The 23,138-nt window shown below is 42.0% G+C and carries 20 protein-coding genes, 2 tRNA genes and 2 rRNA genes; 12 read left to right on the plus strand and 12 right to left on the minus strand.

From position 1 onward, the window contains the following. Positions 1-25 precede the first annotated feature (25 nt). Together A2294_01185 and A2294_01190 are read right to left on the minus strand one after the other, a co-directional pair. Positions 26-784, minus strand: coding sequence for a hypothetical protein (locus A2294_01185; protein ID OGH85365.1), 759 nt, complete (start codon positions 782-784; stop codon positions 26-28). Position 785: 1 nt separating this feature from the next. Next, the gene (locus A2294_01190) at positions 786-1,442 is read right to left on the minus strand and encodes a hypothetical protein (protein ID OGH85366.1); all 657 of its coding nucleotides are present in this window, start codon (positions 1,440-1,442) and stop codon (positions 786-788) included. A gap of 113 nt (positions 1,443-1,555) precedes the next feature. Between A2294_01190 and A2294_01195 the strand changes: the two genes are divergently transcribed. After that, the gene (locus A2294_01195; GenBank protein ID OGH85367.1) at positions 1,556-2,722 is read left to right on the plus strand and encodes a hypothetical protein; all 1,167 of its coding nucleotides are present in this window, start codon (positions 1,556-1,558) and stop codon (positions 2,720-2,722) included. A 96-nt stretch (positions 2,723-2,818) separates the two neighbouring features. On the opposite strand, the gene rrf is transcribed toward A2294_01195, so the two are convergent. The 8 genes from rrf to A2294_01235 form a co-directional block, all read right to left on the minus strand. Then, positions 2,819-2,937 (minus strand): 5S ribosomal RNA (gene rrf, locus A2294_01200). A gap of 79 nt (positions 2,938-3,016) precedes the next feature. Then, a 23S ribosomal RNA gene (locus A2294_01205) occupies positions 3,017-6,777 on the minus strand. A 550-nt stretch (positions 6,778-7,327) separates the two neighbouring features. Further along, positions 7,328-7,945: a hypothetical protein gene (locus A2294_01210; protein ID OGH85368.1), complete on the minus strand. Its 618-nt coding sequence runs from the start codon at positions 7,943-7,945 to the stop codon at positions 7,328-7,330. 258 nt (positions 7,946-8,203) lie between these two features. Next, positions 8,204-8,280: transfer RNA gene (locus A2294_01215), tRNA-Lys, on the minus strand. 9 nt (positions 8,281-8,289) lie between these two features. Next, positions 8,290-8,361: transfer RNA gene (locus A2294_01220), tRNA-Arg, on the minus strand. A 25-nt stretch (positions 8,362-8,386) separates the two neighbouring features. Further along, positions 8,387-9,076 carry a ribonuclease III gene (locus tag A2294_01225; GenBank protein OGH85369.1) on the minus strand — a complete coding sequence of 230 codons (690 nt, stop codon included), beginning with the start codon at positions 9,074-9,076 and terminating at the stop codon, positions 8,387-8,389. Between the two features lie 5 nt (positions 9,077-9,081). Next, positions 9,082-9,579, minus strand: a complete 498-nt coding sequence (locus tag A2294_01230; protein OGH85370.1) for a transcription antitermination factor NusB — start codon at positions 9,577-9,579, stop codon at positions 9,082-9,084. A gap of 36 nt (positions 9,580-9,615) precedes the next feature. After that, positions 9,616-9,789: a 50S ribosomal protein L32 gene (locus A2294_01235; protein OGH85371.1), complete on the minus strand. Its 174-nt coding sequence runs from the start codon at positions 9,787-9,789 to the stop codon at positions 9,616-9,618. Positions 9,790-10,031: 242 nt separating this feature from the next. Between A2294_01235 and A2294_01240 the strand changes: the two genes are divergently transcribed. From A2294_01240 to A2294_01270, 7 genes are all read left to right on the plus strand, one after another. After that, positions 10,032-10,328: a hypothetical protein gene (locus tag A2294_01240; protein OGH85372.1), complete on the plus strand. Its 297-nt coding sequence runs from the start codon at positions 10,032-10,034 to the stop codon at positions 10,326-10,328. Beyond that, complete coding sequence (locus tag A2294_01245; GenBank protein OGH85373.1) at positions 10,325-10,819, plus strand: hypothetical protein; 495 nt, start codon at positions 10,325-10,327, stop codon at positions 10,817-10,819. The genes A2294_01240 and A2294_01245 overlap by 4 nt, the downstream gene beginning before the upstream one ends. Next, positions 10,809-11,489 (plus strand): hypothetical protein, encoded by a 681-nt coding sequence (locus A2294_01250; protein OGH85374.1) that lies wholly within the window; start codon positions 10,809-10,811, stop codon positions 11,487-11,489. The genes A2294_01245 and A2294_01250 overlap by 11 nt, the downstream gene beginning before the upstream one ends. A 180-nt stretch (positions 11,490-11,669) precedes the next feature. Beyond that, a complete protein-coding gene (locus tag A2294_01255) occupies positions 11,670-13,193 on the plus strand; it encodes a hypothetical protein (GenBank protein ID OGH85375.1) in 1,524 nt (507 codons plus the stop codon). Positions 13,194-13,382: 189 nt separating this feature from the next. Beyond that, positions 13,383-13,712, plus strand: a complete 330-nt coding sequence (locus tag A2294_01260) for a 30S ribosomal protein S15 (GenBank protein ID OGH85376.1) — start codon at positions 13,383-13,385, stop codon at positions 13,710-13,712. Positions 13,713-13,765: 53 nt separating this feature from the next. Continuing rightward, positions 13,766-14,311, plus strand: a complete 546-nt coding sequence (locus tag A2294_01265; protein OGH85377.1) for a hypothetical protein — start codon at positions 13,766-13,768, stop codon at positions 14,309-14,311. Between the two features lie 108 nt (positions 14,312-14,419). Beyond that, the gene (locus A2294_01270; GenBank protein ID OGH85378.1) at positions 14,420-16,681 is read left to right on the plus strand and encodes a polyribonucleotide nucleotidyltransferase; all 2,262 of its coding nucleotides are present in this window, start codon (positions 14,420-14,422) and stop codon (positions 16,679-16,681) included. A 129-nt stretch (positions 16,682-16,810) separates the two neighbouring features. Here the strand turns inward: A2294_01270 and A2294_01275 are convergent, their stop codons facing one another. Further along, positions 16,811-17,743 (minus strand): hypothetical protein, encoded by a 933-nt coding sequence (locus A2294_01275; GenBank protein OGH85379.1) that lies wholly within the window; start codon positions 17,741-17,743, stop codon positions 16,811-16,813. An 824-nt stretch (positions 17,744-18,567) separates the two neighbouring features. Here A2294_01275 and A2294_01280 point away from each other — a divergent pair. The 4 genes from A2294_01280 (at position 18,568) to A2294_01295 (ending at position 21,710) form a co-directional block, all read left to right on the plus strand. Beyond that, the gene (locus tag A2294_01280) at positions 18,568-19,146 is read left to right on the plus strand and encodes a superoxide dismutase (protein OGH85380.1); all 579 of its coding nucleotides are present in this window, start codon (positions 18,568-18,570) and stop codon (positions 19,144-19,146) included. 141 nt (positions 19,147-19,287) lie between these two features. Next, positions 19,288-19,659 carry a hypothetical protein gene (locus A2294_01285; GenBank protein ID OGH85412.1) on the plus strand — a complete coding sequence of 124 codons (372 nt, stop codon included), beginning with the start codon at positions 19,288-19,290 and terminating at the stop codon, positions 19,657-19,659. A gap of 101 nt (positions 19,660-19,760) precedes the next feature. Next, positions 19,761-20,180 carry a hypothetical protein gene (locus A2294_01290; protein ID OGH85381.1) on the plus strand — a complete coding sequence of 140 codons (420 nt, stop codon included), beginning with the start codon at positions 19,761-19,763 and terminating at the stop codon, positions 20,178-20,180. A gap of 6 nt (positions 20,181-20,186) precedes the next feature. Then, a complete protein-coding gene (locus A2294_01295) occupies positions 20,187-21,710 on the plus strand; it encodes a magnesium chelatase (protein OGH85382.1) in 1,524 nt (507 codons plus the stop codon). Between the two features lie 46 nt (positions 21,711-21,756). Here the strand turns inward: A2294_01295 and A2294_01300 are convergent, their stop codons facing one another. Next, the gene (locus tag A2294_01300) at positions 21,757-23,046 is read right to left on the minus strand and encodes a hypothetical protein (GenBank protein ID OGH85383.1); all 1,290 of its coding nucleotides are present in this window, start codon (positions 23,044-23,046) and stop codon (positions 21,757-21,759) included. Positions 23,047-23,138 lie beyond the last annotated feature (92 nt).

The raw sequence follows: 23,138 nt of genomic DNA on the forward strand, positions 1-23,138 counted from the left end.
CAATGCACAAGTGCTGTTATGGCGCTTATATCTTCTCCGCCGTTTCCAAATGTTCCTTGGTATTTATCCCCACGGCCTCGCGCGGGTCAATATCCACTGAAGATAATTTTTGCCCTTCCAAAAAAGCCAGCCCCACCAAATCGGTTAAATAATATTCTTCTTGGGCATTATTGTTTTTTAGCAAACGTAATTTTTCCCAGAGCCAGCTCGCCTCAAAACAAAAAACTGCCGGGTTTAATTCTTTAATCTGCAATTCTTCTGGACCGGCATCTTTTTTTTCAACAATTTTGATAATGTGATTTTCTTCCCCGCCGCGAATAATTCTGCCATAATCAAACAAATTTAACCGCCAATCATTAAAATCTTCCACCGTAGCGGTCATTAAAGTTAACTTATTGCCTCTTTCCAAGTGTTTTTTCAATAATTTTTCTATTGATTCAGTTTTGATAAAAGGCATATCGCCATACAAAACCACAATATGCTTAGCCTGATCTCGCAAAACTTCTTCCGCCGCTGCCACAGCATGTCCGGTGCCCAAACGTTCTTTTTGAACTACATAATCGGCCCTTTCGCCCAAAAAATTCTGCACAGATGGATCCTCATTGCAAACCACTACTACCGGTTTCTGGGGCAAACCTAATTTTTCCACCGTGCCTACCACGTAATCTATAAGCGGCCGCCCCTTCAAAAAATGCATCACTTTTAATTTGTCACTCTGCATCCTTTTCCCCTTGCCGGCGGCCAAAATTACAAAACCCACCTCTTTAAAAATTTCTTCAACCATACTAGTAGCTGGTGGCTTGAATAATAGTTAGATAGTCTTGCATCTCATCAAAATTTTCAAAATTCAAAAACCCGGTTTCGCGATAATGAGCCAAGGGCACATCACTGCGTCTTTTAATTATGGGGGTAATAAAAGGAAAGACTTTATTCACTTTTACCATCTCTTCCAATTTATGTGAAAGCCAATAAATCTTTTGGCTGGGATCCAATTTTAATTCTTCGGCAATCTGCACTCGATCTTTATCGGAAGAATGAACACGAGAAAAATAATCGCTAATACCACAGTGTTCCACTTTTTCTTTCTGATAATCTTTTTCACCATGCAAAATCAAGGTCATTGGCACGTTAAGGCTAAGCATGCGGCTTAAAAATTTCTTGGCATCGGGAAACAAAAACTCGCCGGCTCTTTGACCAACTTCATTAATTTTATTTAGAGCCTCCTCCACCGAACAATTTAAATTAACTTTTAAAAATTCAACATGTTTGCGAGGATTATAAGAAGCACGACCGCCTTCGCCAAAACGCGCCAAAGGATAGGTGCGCCAAAAAATTTGCTGGGGCACACCGCATTTTTCCATAGTGGAGGCCCACTCATATTTTATTTGGGCCGTGTTAAATAAAGTATGATCAAAATCTATTAAAAGATTACTGATAGGCATATTAAAACAAGTTTGTTATAATAATCTAACACATAGGGCCAATTTGTCAACCTCTTGGCTTATTTTAGCCAAAATTGACAGGTGAACCAAAAAACTATACACTATTTTAAACTATGCAAAAAACTATTTTAATTTTAACCGGCGGTGGACTATCCCCGGTCTTCAACAGTCTTATCTATGGGGTTATTACCGAAGCGCAAAAGAAAAACTGGAAAGTTTTAGGAGGTTTGTTTGGCTGGGCTTCCCTTTTAGATAATGGCCAAATAATTGATTTTACTTCTTTAAACGCGGAAACAATTAAAGATATTGGCGGAGATTTTTTGCGTTCCAGCCGCACCAATCCTTTAAAAGTACCCAACGGCTTGGAACAAGTAAGCGAAAATTTAAAAAAAAATAAAATAGACGGAGTGATAGTTATCGGCGGAGATGACACCCTCGCCGCCGCCTCTCTTTTAGCCAAGGAAAAACATTTGCCCATTGTGGCCATACCCAAAACCATAGATAACGACATTTCCGAAACTTATTGGACACCGGGCTATCCCACCGCTTCTTGGTTTTTGGCCGATTATGTCAGGCGCATTAAAATTCACGCCGCCTACACCCTTTCCCGCCTGTTTATAATTGAAGTGCCCGGTTTTAAAAGCGGCTGGATAGCGGCCAGTTCTGCTTTTGGCAAGGCCGATATAATTTTACCACCGGAAAAAGTAATCAACTGCCGCGCGGTTGTTGAAGCTATTTCTAAGGCTTATACCGCCAACGGCAACTATGCTACTGTAGTTATCTCCCAATACGCCAGGTTTGATGAGGCTATCGCCGGCACCACAGACAATCAATTTGATCAATACAACACCATGCGCCGCGCTTTTATTGGTTTTTCCTTTACTGATTTTCTTAAAAAAGAATTAAAAATGGATATAAGAAATTTACACCCGGCCAATTATTTGGAAGTCTTAGACCCCATAGAAATAGATAAAAATTTATCAATTAAATTGGGCACTCACGCCGTAGAATTGATTGAAAAAGAACAATTTGATTCGGCTGTTTGTCTTAAAAGAGAAGATGAAAATGCAAATGAAATAAATGTAAAAGAAATCCCGTTGGAAGATATGGCCGGAAAGGGACGCTACAAATTTTTAGATGAGGAAATGTTTGATTTTGACAATTTTAAAGTCAAACAAAAATTTCTTGATTACTTGGGACCTGTTTTTCCCAATTATCCGGAAGAAAAAATAAAAAAATATCTGGCTTTGCAAAAAGAAGTTATACAAAAAATAATTTAACAGCAACTTCTTCCCAGTCTTATTTAAGCTCAAAAATCAATATAAAAACAAAAAATGCTCCGTTTTGAACGGGGCATTTTGCTTTGGAAACACAACCCCCGGCACTTGCCTACTTTTGCAGGACCGGGTTGGGTCCAACTATCATCAGCGCCAGAGTGCTTAACTTCCGTGTTCGGAATGAGAACGGGTGTGACCACTCCGCTTAAAGCACCGAGGGTTGTGTTTCCAAATTGGTGATAAAAGTCTTAATCTTAAAAAGTAAAAATCGCAATCAAAATCTGCAAAAAGACAGAGAAGAGAACGATCAATTAGTATTCCTCGGCTTAAACCCTTGCGGGCCTTACACCTGGAACCTATCAACCCACTCGTCTAGTGGGGATCTATGAAATTTAATCTTGAAGACGGCTTCCCGCTTATATGCTTTCAGCGGTTATCCGTACCAAACATGGCTACTCGGCACTGCAATTGGTATCACAACCGATAAACCAGAGGTTTGTTCATCCCGGTCCTCTCGTACTAGGGATGAGCCTTCTCAAATTTCCGCGCCCGTGGTAGATAGGAGACCGACAATTTGTTATTTCCTTTTTTAAAAGGAAGCAAAAACATTTCTGATTTGCTCTCTAATTCTCACTAGAGTTCGGACTATATCTTATTCTTTATAAAAAGAATTCTAGCATATAGTCTCTGAGGATTCTTATTTCTTCAATAATTTTTCTTTCTTTACCATCCTATATTTTCCATTACCATTCATTTTATATGACAAATTGATAATCTTTCGGATACCTATGTTTTTTAAATGTTCTTTTTTAAACATCATCCAAACTATTTGAGAAAAAATTTTGAAACTTTCTTTTTTCTTTGATAACAAAGAATATTTTTCAAAGAAAGGTATAATTTTTTCTCTCAAATCTTGATTATTTCTGACCACATAAACTAAAGTATCATCTTTAGGATTGGTTCTATGATTAACTTTGATATAACCGCAATTAAAATATTTTTTTATTGCCTCCAAAGTTATGGAACGAAGTTGGCTTTGATTAACATGAAATTCCGGGATTATTTTAATCCCCTGTTTCATTAATTTATCTTCATATATTGCTACATGAAAAGTGCCTTCTCCTTCTACAAACCCGGTAATATACCAAGGATTAACTGAAGAGATAAGTCTTTCCTGCTGATTGTCTGCACTCAACACATTTTTACTCATAGCATTTTAATTATACCAAAAGTAGTGTGAGATTTACCAGTCTCATAAATAATTTCTCCAAATTTATTTATAAGTTGCTGCACAGAGTTTCCAGCATTTAGCTAGATTTATAGACAGCACGGTTATTAGCTAATTTAAGCTAAATTTTTCTACTGTCTCGCGACGTTCTGAACCCAGCTCGCGTACCGCTTTAATTGGCGAACAGCCAAACCATTGGGAGCTTCTTCACCCCCAGGATGCGATGAGCCGACATCGAGGTGCCAAACCAGGTCGTCGATATGGACTCTTGGACCTGATCAGCCTGTTATCCCCGGAGTAGCTTTTATTCGTTGAGCTTCGACCATCCTATATTGGATCGTCGGATCACTATGTTCCCCTTTCGGGACTGCGCGTCTTGTAGGACTTGCAGTAAAGCAAGCTTGTGCCATTACACGTCCAGCTCCGTTTCCATTGGAGCTAAGCTTACCTTTGTAAACGCCTCCGTTACATTTTAGGAGGCCACCGCCCCAGTCAAACTACCCACCAGATACTGTCCCTCCCCTAGGATAACTAAGGGTGGTTAGAATTAAAAATACCTAAGGGTGGTGTCTCATCGGCGCACCATATTGCTATGGCGCTCCCACCTACACTGAACATAGAAATTTTTAATCCAATACCAAGTTGTAGTAAAGCTTCACGGGGTCTTTTCGTCTAACCACGGGTAGGAGGCATCTTCACCTCCCTTGCAATTTCGCCGAGTCCCTCGTTGAGAGAGTTCTCAAGTCGTTATGCCATTCGTGCGCGTCGTAACTCACACGACAAGGTATTTCGCTACCTTAGGACGATTATAGTTATCGCCGGCGTTCATCAGCGCTTCAGTTCAGAGCTGCCCCCGTATTGCTACGGGATGACCCCTCCCCTTAACGTTCTGACACTGGCCAGGCATCAGCCCCTATACATTGCCTTGCGGCTTAGCAGAGACCTGTGTTTTTGTTAAACAGTCGCTTGAGATCGTTTGCTGCGGCTCCAACAAATTGGAGCAATGCTTATTCCGAAGTTACGCATGCTTTTTTGCAGAGTTCCTTAACGAGGGTTCTCTCGTACACCTTGGCACACTTACGCCCACCCACCTGTGTCGGTTTACGGTACGGATTTCATATTCTTAACGCCTGGCACCTTTTCTCGACACAACTTTGACCCAAATTGAATCCACCTTGCGGCTTCATCTCTACCTTGCGGTACGCGTATAACCAAAACGCGCTTGCATCGCGGTCATGTGTCAGTGCATAGCAAAAATATGAAAGTGGCCGAATATTAACGGCCTCTTCCATCGGCTACCCTGCCTCGGAAGGCAGACTCACCTTAGGATCGACTAACCCTGGGACGATTTGCGTTGCCCAGGAAACCTTGGGTTTACGGTGCTCTGGGTTTTCACCAGAGTTTGTGCTACTTATGCCAACATTCTCTCTTCCTGACGCTCCACCGGCCCTCACGGGTCCGACTTCACTGCGACAGGAATGCTCCTCTACCAATCCTCATTAATAAATTAATGAAAATTCCCTATCTTCGGTACTACGTTTAGCCCCGGTACATTTTCAGTGCAGAACAACTTGACCAGTGAGCTGTTACGCTTTCTTTAAAGGATGGCTGCTTCTAAGCCAACCTCCTGGTTGTATAAGTCGTTCCACCGCTTTTTACACTTAACGTAGATTTAGGGACCTTAGATGAGGGTCTAGGCTGTTCCCTTTTTGTCCACTGGAGCTTAGCCCCCAGAGACTGACTCCTGGAATGTTAATTCTTGGCCTTCGGAGTTTGGTTGAAACAAGGCGGATTGCTCCGCCACGTCTCATTCAGTGCTCTACAACCAAGAGGAACTTCCAAGGCTAGCCCTAAAGCTATTTCGAGGAGAACCAGCTATCACCGAATTCGATTAGAATTTCTCTCCTAACCACAACTCATCCCCTAGTGTTGCACAGCTAGTGGGTTCGGTCCTCCCCCTGTCTTTCGACAGGGTTCAACCTGGTCATGGTTTGATCATCCGGCTTCGGGTCTTATATGTGCGACAAACGCGCTATTAACGCTCGCTTTCACTGCGCCTATGGACCGTAAGTCCTTAAGCAAGCCGCACACAATAAACTCGTTGGCTCATTCTTCAATAGGAATGCCGTGACTCTGACACACTTGCGTGTATCTAGAGCTCCGACTCTTTGTAAGCGTATGGTTTCAGATACTATTTCATCGCCCTCACCGGGCTGCTTTTCACCTTTCCCTCGCGGTACTTGTTCACTATCGATCATTAGAAGTATTTAGTCTTGGGCCAATAGTCGGCCCGGATTCTTACCAGATTTCACGAGTCTGGTAGTACTTGTGAACAACCAAAGCAGAGTAACAATTTATTTCACATACGGGATTATCACCCTCTATGATTCTTCATTCCAGAAGATTCTGTTATAAATTGTTCTTTTTTCTCTACCTGTTTTTATAGGAAAACAATTTGATTGCCACGCAACACCTTATAGAGTACAGCCCTATAGCCCCAAACAATTCACGTAATTTCAATTTGCATCAAAACTCGCCTAACCGTTTGACTCATATGAGGTTTAGACTTCTCCCCTTTCGCTCGCCACTACTTAGGGAATATATGACCTATTTCTTTTCCACTGGCTACTGAGATGTTTCACTTCGCCAGGTACACCCCGCACCTTGCGGTGCGGTCTCTCGGTTCAACGCCAAGAGGGGTTGCCCCATTCAGAGATCTCCGGATCAAAGGTTGCTTGCCACCTCCCCGAAGCTTATCGCAGGCTGCTACGTCTTTCATCGTCTTCTAATGTCAAGGCATCCACACATACGCTCTTACGCTCTTCTCCATCTTTATGGAGATTTTTTATCTTTATTAACTCTTTGCAAAAATTGCAATTTTTACCCTTTTTAATTTAAGACCTTGTAGATCTGTATCTAACAGATCTAATTAAATTGTCAAAGTTCTCTTTTCCTTTCAACCATTGTATTCATTCTCCCTAACGTTTCTTTTCAAATCTTTTGAAAGGAAGCGTGAAAGAAAATTGGCATTAAAAAAACCGCTTTTCCAGCGGTCATGCAACAATAAGAGGGAGTCATGATCCGCTTGGAGAATTAAGTGCTAAAGTTTTTACCATATTTTTGGTGGAAACTCGGCAGAGGTCCAAACGGATTTGCTAGCCCGACGCTTTTTTTGCGCCGCACTTTTAACAGCCAACCCGCTGTACATGACTAATATTTTTAATGTGATAGTATTATAGACTAAACCAAAAAGCTTGTCAAGAGCTGGTGGGGATAATTTGTGGATAGAACAATTTTAGGCTTATTTTACAGTAATTTTACCTAACAAAAAAAGAAAAAGAGCGCAAAAGTTAATTCACGCTCTACGTTCTAGTTAAAAACTACAGCTGGCTCTTGGGCAAACAAAAATCACTAATGGCTTCTTTCAAAGCAGGGGAAAGACCTCCAAGTTTGATGCCAAACCGTTTAGTCCCCTTTTCCGAAGATTCCGTTTCACGAACCACTATGCCTTTCACATCAACATTTCGCCCACCATTGGGAGGAATGAAACTCAAACCTACGGCCTCCCCAATTTGCAACATAGTTTCTGTTTGCAAAAGCAAGCCGGCAGGCTCGATGTTGACGGAAAAACCAAACAAACCCTTGGGAACACTCTCGGATAGCCGTTTAAACTGCACCAAAGTCTTGTAATAGGTACGCTCGGGGATCCCGATCAACCGCCGAGTCATCAGAGCCAAGGTTTTATGATTAAAGGGTTCGTGAATAATTCTAGCTCTGTCCGTAGGCGGCAATTCCATAATTCCTAGTTGTGAAACCAGGAAGATGAAACGCAAATCCGGCCATTTGATAATTAGTCTTTCCAGTTTTTTAACATCAAAGGCCAACTTGGTTCCATCCTCATTCCGAGTGACGCCATCAACTATCACTAAGACGACACCTGGTACTTTGGCAATGATTTCATCTGCTTCCTCAATCGACATGGCGGGAAAAGAAAGCATTCTCCGGCGATTTACAAAGCTCTTAAGCGGGGGAGGGGGCTCAAAGAAATCAGACCTTACACCAAGCAAAACGGCGTTCTTTGCATCGTTTACCATTTTTATTCTCCCTTGCAGGCTTTAAGCCTATTATTTGTTTAAGATCTATTTTAGGTTTATCAAAAATAAACATTTTTGTCAACCACTCACCTGTTTTCACCTATTCCTTTTTACAAAAAATCGTAGCCAAAAACAAAAATCATCGTTTAAAAACGATGATTTTGGTGCGCCGCCTGGGATTCGAACCCAGGACCTTACGCTTAAGAGGCGTTTGCTCTAACCAGCTGAGCTAGCGGCGCATTTTCCAATGCCCCCGGCAGGAATCGAACCCACATCAACAGCTTCGAAGGCTGCTGTCCTATCCATTGGACGACGGGGGCTCTCTTCCACCTGCCCACTGTCTTTCTACCAACCTTTAACTTTTATCGCTTCTTTGGCCGCTTCGGTTTGCGCCTCTTGCTTAGAGGTCCCCTCTCCTAGCGCCACTTCTTCTTTTTCCAAATACACCGCCACAGTAAAATTTTTAGCGTGATCCGGTCCTTCTTCTTTTAAAACTTTATAATTTGGTGTAACCCCAAATTTTTCCTGAGCCAATTCCTGAAAATGGCTTTTAGGATCAATGTATAATTGGTTTTCCAAAATTGTATCTAAATGTATTATAATAAAATGATGAATAAAGTTTTTTACTTCATCCCAGCCTCTATCCTGATAAATAGCTCCGATTACCGCTTCTATGGCATTGGCCAAAATATACTGTCTGGCCTTAGTATCCTTATCTTTAGATTCGCCGCGGCTAAGATATAAAAAATCTTCAATACCCAAATCTTTAGCAATACCGGAAAGCATTTTAGCATTAACTAAACTGGCGCGCCAATTAGTTAATTCACCTTCGGGATTATCAAAATTGTTATAAAGAAATTCCGTCACTACCAATTCCAACACCGCATCACCTAAAAATTCTAATCTTTCATTATGCCCCGAGGCAAAGTCCGGATGTTCATTTAAATAAGAACGATGCACCACGGCTTGGCGCAAAATTTCTTTATTTTTAAAAGTCACTTTAATATTTTTTTCTAGCAATTCTAATTCTTTCATAAAAATTATTCTTTCTTTTCCTTCGTGACATTATCTTCTTCTTCCTTTTTTTCTCTCTTTTCTGTATCAATCTTTTTTAATTCCCCGGTTTTTTCCATATCCCTATAAATTGCACCTAGCACACCATTAACAAATTTACCCGAAGCATTACCCCCAAAAGTTTTTGCCAATTCAATTGCTTCATTAATGGCCACTTTGGAAGGAATTTCTTCTACAAATTTAAGTTCATAAATTCCCAAACGTAAAATGTTTCTATCCACCAAAGTAATTTGCCCAATAGGCCATTCGGGTGCGTATTTTTCTATGAGTTTATCCACCTCCTTCACTTTTTTAATAACACCTCTTACCAAATCAAAAGTAAAACCCTTATCATCAAAATCAGGGGCAAATTCTTTAAGATTGAAAAAAACCAATTCTTCCAATCCTTTTTTATTTTGTCCGGCAAAATCCCATTGATAAAGGGATTGCATGGCAATGGAACGAGCCAAATGTCTATTAGACATACAAAGAACAATTTAATTTTCTAACTCTAAAGTCGGTTATTTTGTTTTGATAGTTTTGCCACGATAGGTACCGCAAAAAGAGCAAGCATAATGTGGCTTGGCCGGCTTTTTGCATTTGGGGCAGACAGTTAACTGTTTTGGTTTAATAGCAAAATGCGCGGCGCGGCGACGCTTATCAGATGAAGTACGACGATGCCCAGGTAAACCCATATAATTTTATATTATTATTGTACCTAAATTATTGATTCAATTAAAGATGATTATACTCCAAAACAGTTTTTTTGTCAACTTTAGCCATAACTTCACCTATCCTAATAATAATTTAAAGGGGGACTCCAAAGGATTGACAAAATCCCCAAAAAATAATAAAACAAGGGTGGGCTTGACAAATTTAATCATCTTGTTATATAGTAAAAGGTCCCTTAAAATGGGATAAAAGGAGGAATTTATAAATGAAGGAGGATTTTGATCCTTACAAGACTTTAGGTGTGTCGGAAACATCTGGTGACGATGATGTCAAACGGGCATTCCGGGGATTGGCCGCCCATTGCCATCCGGATTTGTATCCTGGTGATCCCACCAAAGAAGAAGACTACAAGCAACTGGTTGAAGCCTACCAAATGGTGGACACCAAAGAGAAACGACGCCAACTTAGAGAAAAAGCCAAAGCCTCCTTGGGGCAAGGCGCCTCGGGAGCAGTTACGAGTTACCTAGCCAGAAGGCTGGGGCTAAAAGAAGGAGATCGATGATGGAGGGAAACATGACCTGGGACAAAATGTTTGATGAAGCACAATCTGTTCTTCATGAGATGCGGCATATTCCCGATGGCGGAGAAGGTTTCACTTTTGAAGAAGCCCTGAATGAAGCCAGGAGTCTGGCCCAGGGCTACCTGAAAAGCGGCTGGGCATTTCTCAAGGAATTGTCCATTCCGGACATGGCCGCCATCTTTGCCTCCTTGGGAGGAGAAGACTTCACCATCAGCAAAGAGGGTTTATATGAACTGTCCCGTAAGGTTGATGATGGGGTTGACGATGATACCTTCAACGTCCTGCTGGAGGAGTTGGATGATTGGATCAAGACGGGCACCAATGTCCGCCAGCTGTTCATAGACGCTTTCCAGGCCGGTTTGGAAAATCAGTTGCGACTTGTCAAGGCACTTTGCCTGGCAGCCAAGTTGAAGAAAAACAAGCGGGAATCAAGAGCAACAATGTCCAAGAGGAGAAAGTCACATGCAAGCTAATATCCAACCCATCGAAGAGGCCCAAAAGGCCATCAACCTGGCTCTCACGGGAGCAGGAACTCCAGAGGAGGCGGCCAAAAGCCTTTTGGCTCTGCCCCAAAAGGCTCGCTCACTGGTACTGCGTCAAGTTTATGACGCTTCTCTGGCAGGAGTTGATCCGAGTTCGGCCTCTGACAAGGCCATGGAGCAGGGCCGTAAAATCGGTCGCGTGATTGAATCTCTGCCCCTAACAGATTGCCATCTTGTCATTACTGACATGATTGAAAACGGCGACACGGAGTTGGTACTGGCCATTGTCCGTGGCAATGCCGCTGACAGTTCGGCTGTGGCTGAAAGGCTCACGGCAGAACTTGTAGCCGAGTTGTATGTAAAGGACACCAAGACCAATCTTCTGGACGGACATCCCTCGGCCACCAGGCTCTTATACCTCACCTGGACTCTCATCATGGAATCTTCCGGTCGCGGAATTCTGGAGTTCTTCAGCAACGACACTTCTTATCCTGTCCAGTTGCCCGACGGGCAATATCATCTTGATCGCAACGATATCCTGCGGCCTATCAAGCTTTTGGCCCGGGGTGGAGACGAGGAGGCATCCTCTCTTCTCTTTAATCTTGAGCAAAAGATTGAAAATTACTTGGCTGATCGGGAAGCCGAGACTTATTTTAAGTAAGTGACTCTTTGAAAAAGTAACACCGGGCGGTAGCTGTATTAACTTACATCTGCCGCCCTTTTCTTCTAAGGACTTGACCAGACTGTCTAAAGAGGCGTTCTGAATCCGCCGGTTGACGGACGAAAAATCTATTTTTTGGACAATCTGAACAGATCCTTTAACCAACCCTAGGAGGGGACCATGAGCGAGTTAGTCATAAGGCCCCAAGAAGGGGCACAGTTCCTTGACAAAGTCATACAACATGGTATTGAAAACGAAACTCTATCTAAAGAGCGCCGCGAAAAAATCCAACAAGAAATAGCTATCCTGTATCCAAGCTTGTGCCACTTTTTGAAAATCAATCCTTTGGATATTGGAAATTCTCTGGAAGCCGTGGAAATTCTTTTTTCTTTTCTTTCCGTAGCTGTGGAAAAAAAGAGCCAAGGAAATACAACCTTGGCCGTAGAAATATTAAACCAAGAAAAAACAACCTCTTTGATTGCCGAAATCATGGAGGAAATTAAAAAAACTGCCACCCAAATTGGTGAAGTAGCGGCGGCGGTTAAAAGAGCTATCACCTCTTTTGGCTATAGTGTAGAGATCATTCCTGTCAGCACCAACCATCCGGCAGCCAGAGAACTCTTGCTTTTTCAAACAGAGCAAGTGGCCACCGGTTTGCAAAAAAGAAAAATAAATAAAAGACCTAACTTGTCCAATGTTATAAAAAAAATTAAAACTTTAGCCGACCTTAACACTTGGAAGGCAATGGTAGATGATCTTTATTTAGAATGGCAAGTAAGCCGGTCTTTTTTACCCTGGACCCAACTTAAAAAGGAAGGAAACTTGGAATACGGCGACTCTTTTGGAGGCCACCATCTGGTCTGGACTTCGGAAACTCTGCTCATGACTATGGCCGCCTCCTTTGTCTGCGGGGGGAGCAATGTAGCTGTTGGAAGAACAATTCGTGACAAGCGCGTCAATCGCAGTCACGAACTTACCATGACCACAATTTTGCCATCCCACATATTAAATTATGTAGAAAGCTCCTTAAGGGTTTCTCGCGGCGCGTACTTTGCCGAAACCAGTACCAACTGCTTCCTAGATTATCTGGACACGGCAAATCTTCCTTTTAAACCCAATGAAATTGAACGGCGTAAGCTAGAAGAGATGTGGCATAAAGCCTTGGAGATAATTCTGCATCCGCCGACAGTCAAAGGCAAACAGCGACCGCTGGGCTTTTGGTTAACTAACATCCACTTGGATGTAGATAAAAGTAGCTTGGAACAGATTATCTTTGGCTCTGAGAGAAAGCAGGCTAAAAAAATGCCTGCCCCTGTTACTTCGCGCCAAAGCTACGCCCACAGGTTGATGGAAGCTATTGCCAAATCAGCCTCACCAGCTACTATTTCCAGATTTCTGGCCAAGGTCAGCTGGACGGAAGCGATGGAAACAGACGAAGCGGAATCTTTGATCCTAGTTTTGGATCCGGACCAAATCTTATCTTCTATGCCTCTTTTGCCAGAACTGATAGACGAGCTTTGCCTTCACTGGCAGACGGAAACTGGAGAAAGAAACTGGCGGTCTCCAGACAAAGAAGCTATGGTAAAAAGAGTTGCCCAAGGCGGCTCCAGTAACTTTTGGCAGCGTTTACGCCAAGAGACCATTATTACCTTGATTGCTAACGGACCGCAGTACGAAAAAATCATTTTAGAAAAAACTTCCTAACGCCATCGGATTTAACCCCGATGGCTTTTTTATATTTTTCCCCTTTAGTAAGCCCAAAAACTTGACAAAATTACCTCTTGGTGCTATAATATTTTTATTAAAACATTCCCTAATAAAGGGATCCGAACCCGGCAATCCTCCACAAGGAGGCAGGCGTTGCCGCGGCTTGGTAAATTTAATGCCTAATCTATGTTAGACAAAAAAGCAAAGCTACGCATCATTGAAAAGTATAAAACTCACGAAAATGATACCGGCTCTACCGAGGTGCAAATCGCCATTCTTACAGAGGAAATCGCTGAACTTTCTAAACACTTAAAAGATCACCGCAAAGACAATTCGTCTCGTCGCGGCTTGCTTCGCAAAGTTAATGAAAGACGCAGACTGTTAAAATATCTCTCCCGCGAAAATCCCAAAAGCTACAACGAAATCATCGTCAAATTAAAATTAAAAAAAGCGGCTGTGGAGGAAAAACCCATAGAAGAAGACATAGAAATTCCGGCCGCAGAAACAGCAAAATAATTTCCTCAAGGCGCGTTTTTACGCGTCTTTTGGCTTAATGTGAGCCTAAAAATATGATAAAACATCCAGATCAGCGCGTTGGCATCTTTATTGATGTGCAAAATCTTTATTACAGCGCTAAAAACTTATTTAATGCCAAAGTTAATTTTGGCGAAATTGTTAAAGCCGGCGTGGATAATCGCAAACTCATTCGCGCCATCGCTTACGTGGTTAAAACCCCCACCGGTGAAGAAAAACCATTTTTTGCCGCGCTAACCAATTTGGGAATTGAAACTAAAGAAAGAGATTTGCAGATATTTTTTGGCGGAGCAAAAAAAGCTGATTGGGACGTGGGCATCACCGTGGATATGATTCGTCTTTCTCCAAGTTTGGATGCTTTAATTTTAGTTTCCGGCGACGGAGATTACCAGCAGTTAGTCACCTATCTGCAAAACCAGGGCAAGCAAGTAGAAGTTTTAGCTTTTAAAGAAACCACTTCTTCCAAACTGATAGAAACGGCTGATGGATTTTTAGATTTATCCGCTGATAAAAAAAGATTTTTAATCATGGATAGAGTGCCGGAGAAAAAAAGAACTTTTAAAAGTTTTAAAAAAAGTTAAAAATTAATTAATTCGCTGATCCAAAGACACAGAGACCTTTTAGGTCTTCAGCCTTTGGACCAGTTAACGGGTAGTTGCCAAAAAAATGCGGCGGCGCCCAAAAATTTTATGGTCCAAAAATTCTCAAAAACTTGGGGAGGCAAAGATCTTACCCTAGAGGTTGGTAAATTCACCAATCAAACCAACGGTTCCTGCACCGTGCAATATGGGGACACCGTTGTTTTAGCTACCGCCGTAATGAGCCAGAAACCGCGCGAAGGCGTAGACTACTTCCCTTTGATGGTGGAATTTGAAGAGCGTTTGTACGCCGCCGGCATTATTAAAGGTTCTCGTTTTATCAAACGTGAAGGCCGCGCTTCTGACGAGGCTGTTTTATCCGGCCGTATGATTGATAGAGCCATTCGCCCTCTCTTTAATGAAACCATGCGCAACGAAGTACAGGTAGTAGTGACAATCCTATCTTTTGACGGAGAAAACGATCCGGATGTTTTAGGTTTAATCGCCGCTTCCGGTGCTTTAGCTATGTCCAACATTCCTTGGAAAGGCCCTATCGGCGGCATCCGCGTTGGACAAATTGAAGGCGAGTGGGTTTTAAACCCCACTTACGAAGCGCGTCAAAAAAGCACTTTAGATATAGTAGTGGCCGGCACGCCGGAAAAAGTAATAATGCTAGAAGCTGGTGCCAATGAAGTGCCGGAAGAAACCATTTTAGAGGCTATTTCTTTTGGCCAAAAACATTTGCGCGATATTATGGATTTGATTAAAGAAGCACAGACCAAGGTAGGTAAAGAAAAAATTGTTTTAGCTCAAGATATGGACGTGAGCGAAGAAACAACTCCTAATGATGAGAACCAACTACTGGATTCGGCCAGAACTTTCATTGCCCAAAATGTAGCTCATTACTTTTTTGCCAAAGAATTAAAAGTCAAAGCCGAAAGATTAGAAGCTTTTGCCAGCCTGGCCAAAGACTTGGAAAATCATTTACAAGAACAAAACATTGGCAAGGATAGACGCAAATTTATTTTTGATAATTATAAATTATTGGTAGAAGAATTCATCACCGCAAGAATTATTAAAGAAGGCAAACGCGTGGACGGCCGTGCCTTAATAGAAATTCGTTCGCTTACCTCTGAAGTGGCGGTACTGCCTCGCACTCACGGCTCGGCTTTGTTCTCTCGCGGTGAGACGCAGATATTAAGTGCGGTTACTTTAGGTTCGCCGGCCGCCGTGCAAACATTGGAAGGCGTGGAAGGCACTTCTAAAAAACGCTATATGCATCATTATAACTTCCCTCCTTTTAGCGTAGGCGAAGTTGGTCCGATGCGCGGACCCGGCCGCCGTGAAATTGGTCACGGCGCTTTGGCTGAAAAAGCCTTACTTCCGGTTCTTCCCACCAAAGAAGAATTCCCTTACACTATCCGCGTAGTTTCCGAAGTCTTGGGATCCAACGGATCTTCTTCCATGGGTTCCACCTGCGGCTCATCCCTTTCCTTAATGGATGCCGGAGTTCCTATCAAACGCCACGTGGCCGGCATTGCTATGGGCTTGGCTTCTGATTTTAATGAAGGCGGTTACAATTACAAAATTTTAACCGACTTACAAGACTTAGAAGACGGCAAAGGCGGTATGGATTTTAAAGTAGCCGGCACTACCGAAGGCATTACTGCTATTCAATTAGACACCAAAACCGCAGGCTTAAATTCCGACTTGGTTAAAGAAACTGTAATGCGCGCCCGTGAAGCCAGAATGCAAATATTGGAAATCATGAACGCGGCCATCCCCGCTCCTCGCACCGAACTATCTCCTTTTGCTCCGCGCATTATTGCCTTTAAAATTGATGTTGACAAAATTCGCGAAGTCATTGGTCCCGGCGGCAAAGTCATCAATGGAATTATTGAAGCTACCGGAGTAGAAATTGATATTGAACAAGACGGTACGGTTTCTATTACCGCGGTAAATAAAGAAGCCTTGGAAAAAGCCGAACAAATGGTAAAAGACATTATACGAGTACCTGTGGCCGGTGAAATTTTTGAAGGCAAAGTGACTCGCCTAATGGATTTTGGCGCCTTTGTGGAAGTTTTACCAGGCAAAGAAGGTTTGGTACATATTTCGGAAATGGCTTGGAGTCGCACAGAAAAAGTAGAAGATGCGGTGAAGGTTGGTGATATAGTAAAAGTAAAAGTAAAAGAAATTGATGATATGGGCCGATTGAATTTGACCATGAAGGAATTGCTACCTAAGCCAGAAGACTACGAAGAGCGTGCACCAAGTTTTGACAGGCCGCGTACTTCTCGCCCACCTCGCCGTGATGACTCACGTGGCGGCCGTGGCGGACACAGTAGCCATGGCGGTCATGGACCAAGAAGATAGTTGACTGTCTTTCCCAACTTGATTGGGAAACCAGAAATTATTAAAGCCGCTTTTTTACACAAGAGCGGCTTTTGTATTAAAAAACCCGCCGGAGTTAACCTAGGCGGGGGGAGGGGGTTCAAAGACTAATTAAAGAACTGCCAGAACGCGGAAAGCGATGCTGTCGTTGTGGCTGTTGTGCCAGTTGTCGTCAACATCTGCCAGTCCACCGTCCTCACGGCTGCCCACAACCACACGATTGTCGAAGTCGTAAAGATTCTCAGTCCACTCCCAGGAACTGGTAGAGCCAAAATCAGGGAGGTTTTCTTTACGGTTGGCGTTGAGCCAGAGGAAGAGATTACCCAGGAAGTTCCACTCTTCTGCCGTAGGCAGACGGGTGGAGTGTTTGGGAAGGCCGGTGATCTTGGCGATCTTAGTCAGAAAACCATCTTCGTTGTATAAATCATCCCAACTTACGGCGAAACGCTTAACCAACTTTAGAGCCTGAGCCAGGGTGTCATTAGTATAACCAACTGGGTCATCCCAGCTAGGCTTGGGGATGGTCTCTATTACCACCCAACGGCCAAGCAAAGGCTTGCTCTCAATGCTAGAAACGGTCAGAAGCTTGCCCCAATCCGGCTTGATGAAGCTTTCAGGGTACTCAGCTTCCGTGATAGCTGGGATATAAAACAGGCGCAAACCATACTTCTTCAAAGATTTTTTCTGTCTAGAAGTAAGAGCAGGGGGCAGAGGGACCTCGCACTGAATGCCCATGGTGAAGTAGACGCCTTGCATCCAATAACATAGAGCCTGTCTAAAATCAGAACTACTTATTCTTCCCATCGCACTATAAATATCTTCCATATGGGAGGAATTTCCTAAAACTTCCGCCGTACCTAAAAGCTCCATTGCCTGACTTACCAGGTATCTTTTTGACTCACGCCATAAAGCAGGATTTCGGAGGAATTCCCTTAAATCCTGAGCAAATTGCTCGGGGTCTTGTCCTCGATTTAACCTCACACTCACTTCTTCCATCAAGGCCAGCACCTCTTGTGCACTCAGCATAACACCCCCCTCCGCCAACAGCCCACAACTTGCCGCAACTCTGCTTTCTTAAAGCAAAACCTTGGTAAGTTCTTTAGCTTAATTGGCAAAGAACAACCTGTCTACCGGACAGGCACGGTATTGCCACTTGGCAATTTAGTTAACCTTACTAAAAAACTCTGAAAAAATCAATAATCACCACAAAACACTACTTTCCGTTTGTATAGACTAGTGTATACAAACCGAACCGACGAGATATTAACCAATAAATCCACTTTTAAGCTAACCGCCCTGTGGATAACTTGCTCATAAACCCTACTTTATCCCCAGATTTGTATAGATTAGTGTAGACAAATTTTTCAAGATTTTTTTATTTTTAAAACGTTTTCTTTTGTAAATTTAAATAAAATTTTTACTTTTGCACCTTGCTTGTTGACAAAACCATAAAAAAGGGGTATAATTATTATATAAGTAGTTAGAAATAGTTCTTTGGACAATTAAAAGACGTGTGCATGAGCGTTACTGCATACATCTTTGCTTCTTTCACTCTCTTGTTTGCCCATTTTGGGGTAAACAACGGCTTTAAGCCACGATTATGAATGATTTTTGAACTGGCATAAGCCAAAAGTAGGGTCTAAGAAGAGCAACCCAGTCCTGGGATTAGGATATTTGTTTGGCCGATTTATCGGCCGCTCAAGTTCCCCCACAGGATTTTAGGGGCTACTTGCCTTCAAATAAACAAATAATTGGGCTTTAAGTATGCCCCTTTTGGCGTTTTAAGGGTTTTTTCTATTTTTAAAAAGATCTTTTTATTGGTAAAATTACTTATAGTTTAGTCTTTTAAAAATTAACCAATATTTTTTATGTTTGAACCTAAAAACTTTGAATCCTTACTGGGGACACCAGGATTTAGCGATATTTTACTTAAAAATCACTTTACCCTGTATCAGGGCTACAACACCAATACAAATAAAATACTGGAAGAATTAGCTCTATTGTCTCAAAGCCAAAAAACAAACACGCCCGAATTTGCCGAGCTAAAACGCCGATTTGGCTGGGAATTTAATGGACTGCGCCTGCACGAGCTTTATTTTGATAATCTTAAAAATGGTGAATCTAATTTTTCAGCCAATTCTGCCTTAAACCAAAAAATAGTTGCTGAATTTGGGGACTTTTCAAGCTGGGAAAAGGATTTTAAGACCACTGGCGCCATGCGTGGTATTGGCTGGGTAATTTTGTACCAAGATCCAGTTTCCGACCATCTTTTTAACACTTGGGTCAACGAACATGACACGGGACATCTTGCTGGTGCCAACCCTTTATTGGTAATGGATGTATTTGAACATGCTTTTATGTTGGATTACGGCCTTAAACGCGCTGATTATATTGAAGCATTTTTTAAAGCTATTGATTGGGAAACAGCAGAAAAAAGATTAGACTAGTCTATACAAACAAACCAAAAATTAAAAATCGCCTTTGGGATTAGCCTTATAAGGACGGTAACCAAAATTTAATTGTCAATATATTGACTTCTCCATCCCGTTGTTTTATAATTAGTGCATAATTTAGCTCAAGTTAAAGTTATGGACAAAAAAACACTAAAAAATTTTGAAGGCCTGCTTCTTAAAGAAAAAAAGAGATTAGAAAACGAGTTGGCCAGATTCACCAAACGCAACATTCACAATGCGGAAGATTTTGATGCCAAATTTCCTCAATATGGAGACGAGGAAGATGAAAACATTCAAGAGGTTTCCACCTATTCGGATTATTTAGCCCTGGAAAAAACTGTGGAAAAAGATCTGCAGGATGTTAACAGCGCTTTAAAAAAAGTTAAAGATGGCACTTACGGCATTTGCAAATATTGCGGGAAACCAATTCCCGAAAAAAGATTGTTGGCCAGACCATCTTCCACCTCTTGCGTTTCCTGTAAAAAACTTTTGACTCAAGAAGTTTAACTTGCTTTTTACCAAATCTTTACCTAGAAAGCAAGGGGCTAATACGTTATAATACAAAGGCCGGTTATCTGATGCGCCATAACGGATAGAACCCTATCTTGATGAAAAAATATTTTTATTTAATTTTCCTTTTTCTAGCTGACATTATTTTAAAACAAATTGCTCTACGCGATGCGGAGGGTTTTTTTATTATTCCCAGAATCTTTGCTTTTTATTTTTTTAAAAACTCCGCTTTGGCTTTTAGTATTAAATTTCCCCAATCAGTCATCGTTATTTTTTCTATTTTAATTTTAATGGGATTGCTGTTTTTTGTTTGGCAAAAACCCTGCTTCTTTTTTCCAATTACATTAATTATCCTGGGCGCCATCAGTAATCTTTTTGACAGAATTTCTTACGGTTATGTGGTAGATTATTTTTATCTCTTTCCCGTCTCCTATTTTAATCTGGCCGATTTGTTAATTTTTAGCGGCCTAATTTTACTTATCATTAAACTATACCGGCATAAGCAAAAGAAAATTTAAGGAGGTATGCTTTCACGCGTTAGATCCGTGGCCCTTACCGGCCTTAAATGTTCCTTGATAGAGGTGGAAACCGATTTATCCGGCGGTTTCCCTTCTTTTAATATTGTGGGCCTGCCCGATACCTCTGTACAAGAAGCCAAAGAAAGAATTCGCGCGGCCATTAAAAATTCCGTACTGGTTTTTCCCTCCACGCAAAAAATTACCGTCAATTTGGCGCCGGCCGACATACCCAAAGAAGGGCCGCGTTATGATTTGCCCATGGCTGTTTCTATTGCCCTGGGGCATTTAGGCAAAGATTTAAATTATAAAGATTCTGTTTTTATCGGCGAATTGGCACTGGACGGTACCTTGCGCAAGGTTAACGGTGTTTTACCAATTGCCATTTTTATGAAAGAAGCGGGCTTGAAAAAATTATTTTTGCCGGAAGAAAATACTGCCGAAGCCAGGTTGATTGAAGGCCTGGAAATTGTGCCGGTAAAAAATTTAGGACAATTAATTAAACATCTTTTAGAAGAAGAAAAAATTACTGCTTTAAACAGTCAAGATTTTTCTAATTATAACCGAGAAACTATTTGGCCGGGATTAGATATGAACAATGTCAAAGGCCAAAATTTTGCCAAACGAGCTTTGGAAATTGCGGCTTCCGGCGGCCACAACATTTTGCTTTCCGGGCCGCCGGGTTCTGGCAAAACACTGCTGGCTAAAACTTTAATAACGATTTTGCCCCGAATGGATTTGGCCGAAGCTTTGGAGGCCACCAAAATTTACTCTGTAGCCGGATTACTCACGCCGCAAAAACCGCTGATTGTGGAAAGGCCGTTTAGGAGCCCGCACCACACGGCTTCGGGAACAGCTTTGGTGGGCGGAGGAAAAATTCCGCGACCCGGAGAAATTACTTTAGCTCACCGCGGCGTTTTATTTTTAGATGAATTTCCCGAATTCTCCCGCCAGGTTTTAGAAAATCTGCGCCAGCCTTTAGAAGATGGAACAATTACAGTTTCTCGCGCCAGCGGCACTTGCGTTTTTCCCGCCCGTTTTATGCTGGTAGCCGCGCAGAATCCTTGCCCTTGCGGTTACTTTGGCGATAACGAAAAAATTTGTTCCTGCACGCCACTACAGATTCATAAGTATCAAAAAAAGATTTCCGGACCGCTCTTAGACCGGATAGATCTGCACGTGGAAGTACCCAGATTAAAATTTTCCGAGTTAGAAAGCGAATCAGAGGCAGAATTATCAACCCAAATTAGAGAACGAGTGGAAAAAGCCCGTCAGATACAAGCCCAAAGACTTGCCAATACAAAAAATTTTACCAATGCCGAAATGGGCAGTGAAGAAATAAAAAAGTTTTGCCCTTTGGGAGAAAAAGAAAAAGATATTTTGCGTTTAGCCGTTACTAATTGGCATCTTTCACCACGCGCTTATTATCGCGTGATAAAAGTAGGCAGGACTATTGCCGATTTGGCGAATTCGCAACAAATCAAAACTGAACACTTGGCCGAGGCTTTGCAATATAGAATGAAAGCTGAATAAAAAAAGAACCGCCTTGTCAATGATTCAATACTTTTTGGCTGTACGATTACTTCACATACAAAAATGGATTAACCCTGACACCTCCCACAATTACCTCAAAATGCAAATGAGGACCGGTAGAGCGACCGGTGGAACCGCTTAAAGCAATAACATCGCCTTTACGCACGTCTTCCCCGGCAGAAACAAACAATTTGCTATTATGCCCATAGCGGGTTTTAATACCATTGCCGTGATTGATCAAAATCATATAGCCATAACCGCCGGTATTCCAACCGGATTTTTCTATCACACCGTCATCAGAAGCGTAAATTGGGGTACCAATAGAAATACCAATGTCAATGCCATTATGGCGCCAACTGAAATATTGAGTAATGCGACGCGCGGTAGTGGGCCACAGCATGCCGGAACCGGCTCCGCGCAAAGATGAAGGCTTGGCAGTAGAAGTTTGCGCCGGTTGGGAAGCCGGCTTGAAAAACACAGGAGCGGCAGGTAATCGGCCTTCGGGAATGATTATTTTTTCACCCACAGGCAAAGATCCTTCGCCCAAAGCGTTAAAATCTAAAATCTTTTGTCCATCAACTTTGTAAGTAGCGGCAATTTTTTGAATGGTGTCGCCTTTTTTAATTGTATGACTGACTCCGGAAACGGGCAAAATAGTTAAGACATCCCCCGGCCTGATTATGCTTCGTGAATTCAATTTATTTTCCGCATAAATTGTTTCAGCGCTAATTTGAAATCTTTGAGCAATACTGGGAATATTATCACCTGACTGCACAACATATTTAACAATTTCTCTGCGGCTTCCTTCTAAACTCACTCCGGGTAAAATAGGTGAAGAATAAACACCACTCAAATTTTGATTAAACCCAATAATTTCGCTGGTCGGCGCAATAGTCTCTTGCCCCAAGGCCAATCCGGAACTAAGACCTGCTTTTTGTTGAAAGGTAACAGTGGGAATATTCACATTTAATTCTTCCTCCAAAAAATCCCCTTCCTCGCCCGGCCCCAAAGATTGAAACAACAAACTCTCGCGACCGCCAATATATTTGTTAGTGCCATAAGTTTGACTTTCACTGGCCACCAAAAACAAACTTAAAAATAAAATCAAAGCGTAAAAAACTTTTTTATTAAAAAATAATTGCAGATAATAACCGCCTTTTAGATAGTAACGCAAGTATAATTTATAAAAAGGAAAAATGAGAATCTTGGCCAAACCTTTACCCAATTTTTCCAAAAAAACTTTAAAAATAAAAATAAAAAAAGAGATCAGGCCGCGCTTAACGACCATGAGCCCTTTGTACATTTGGAGCAAAATTTTAAGCTTAAATTTGGACATGGTTGATAGGATAAAGAATATCAAAAATAGGACCTTTTGGCAATAAAAAAACCGGCAACCTACGAGAAACAGCAGTTAAGCTATTATTCAAG

The organism is Candidatus Magasanikbacteria bacterium RIFOXYB2_FULL_38_10 (genome assembly GCA_001783145.1).
Classification (GTDB): domain Bacteria; phylum Patescibacteriota; class Patescibacteriia; order Magasanikbacterales; family UBA10003; genus GWC2-40-17.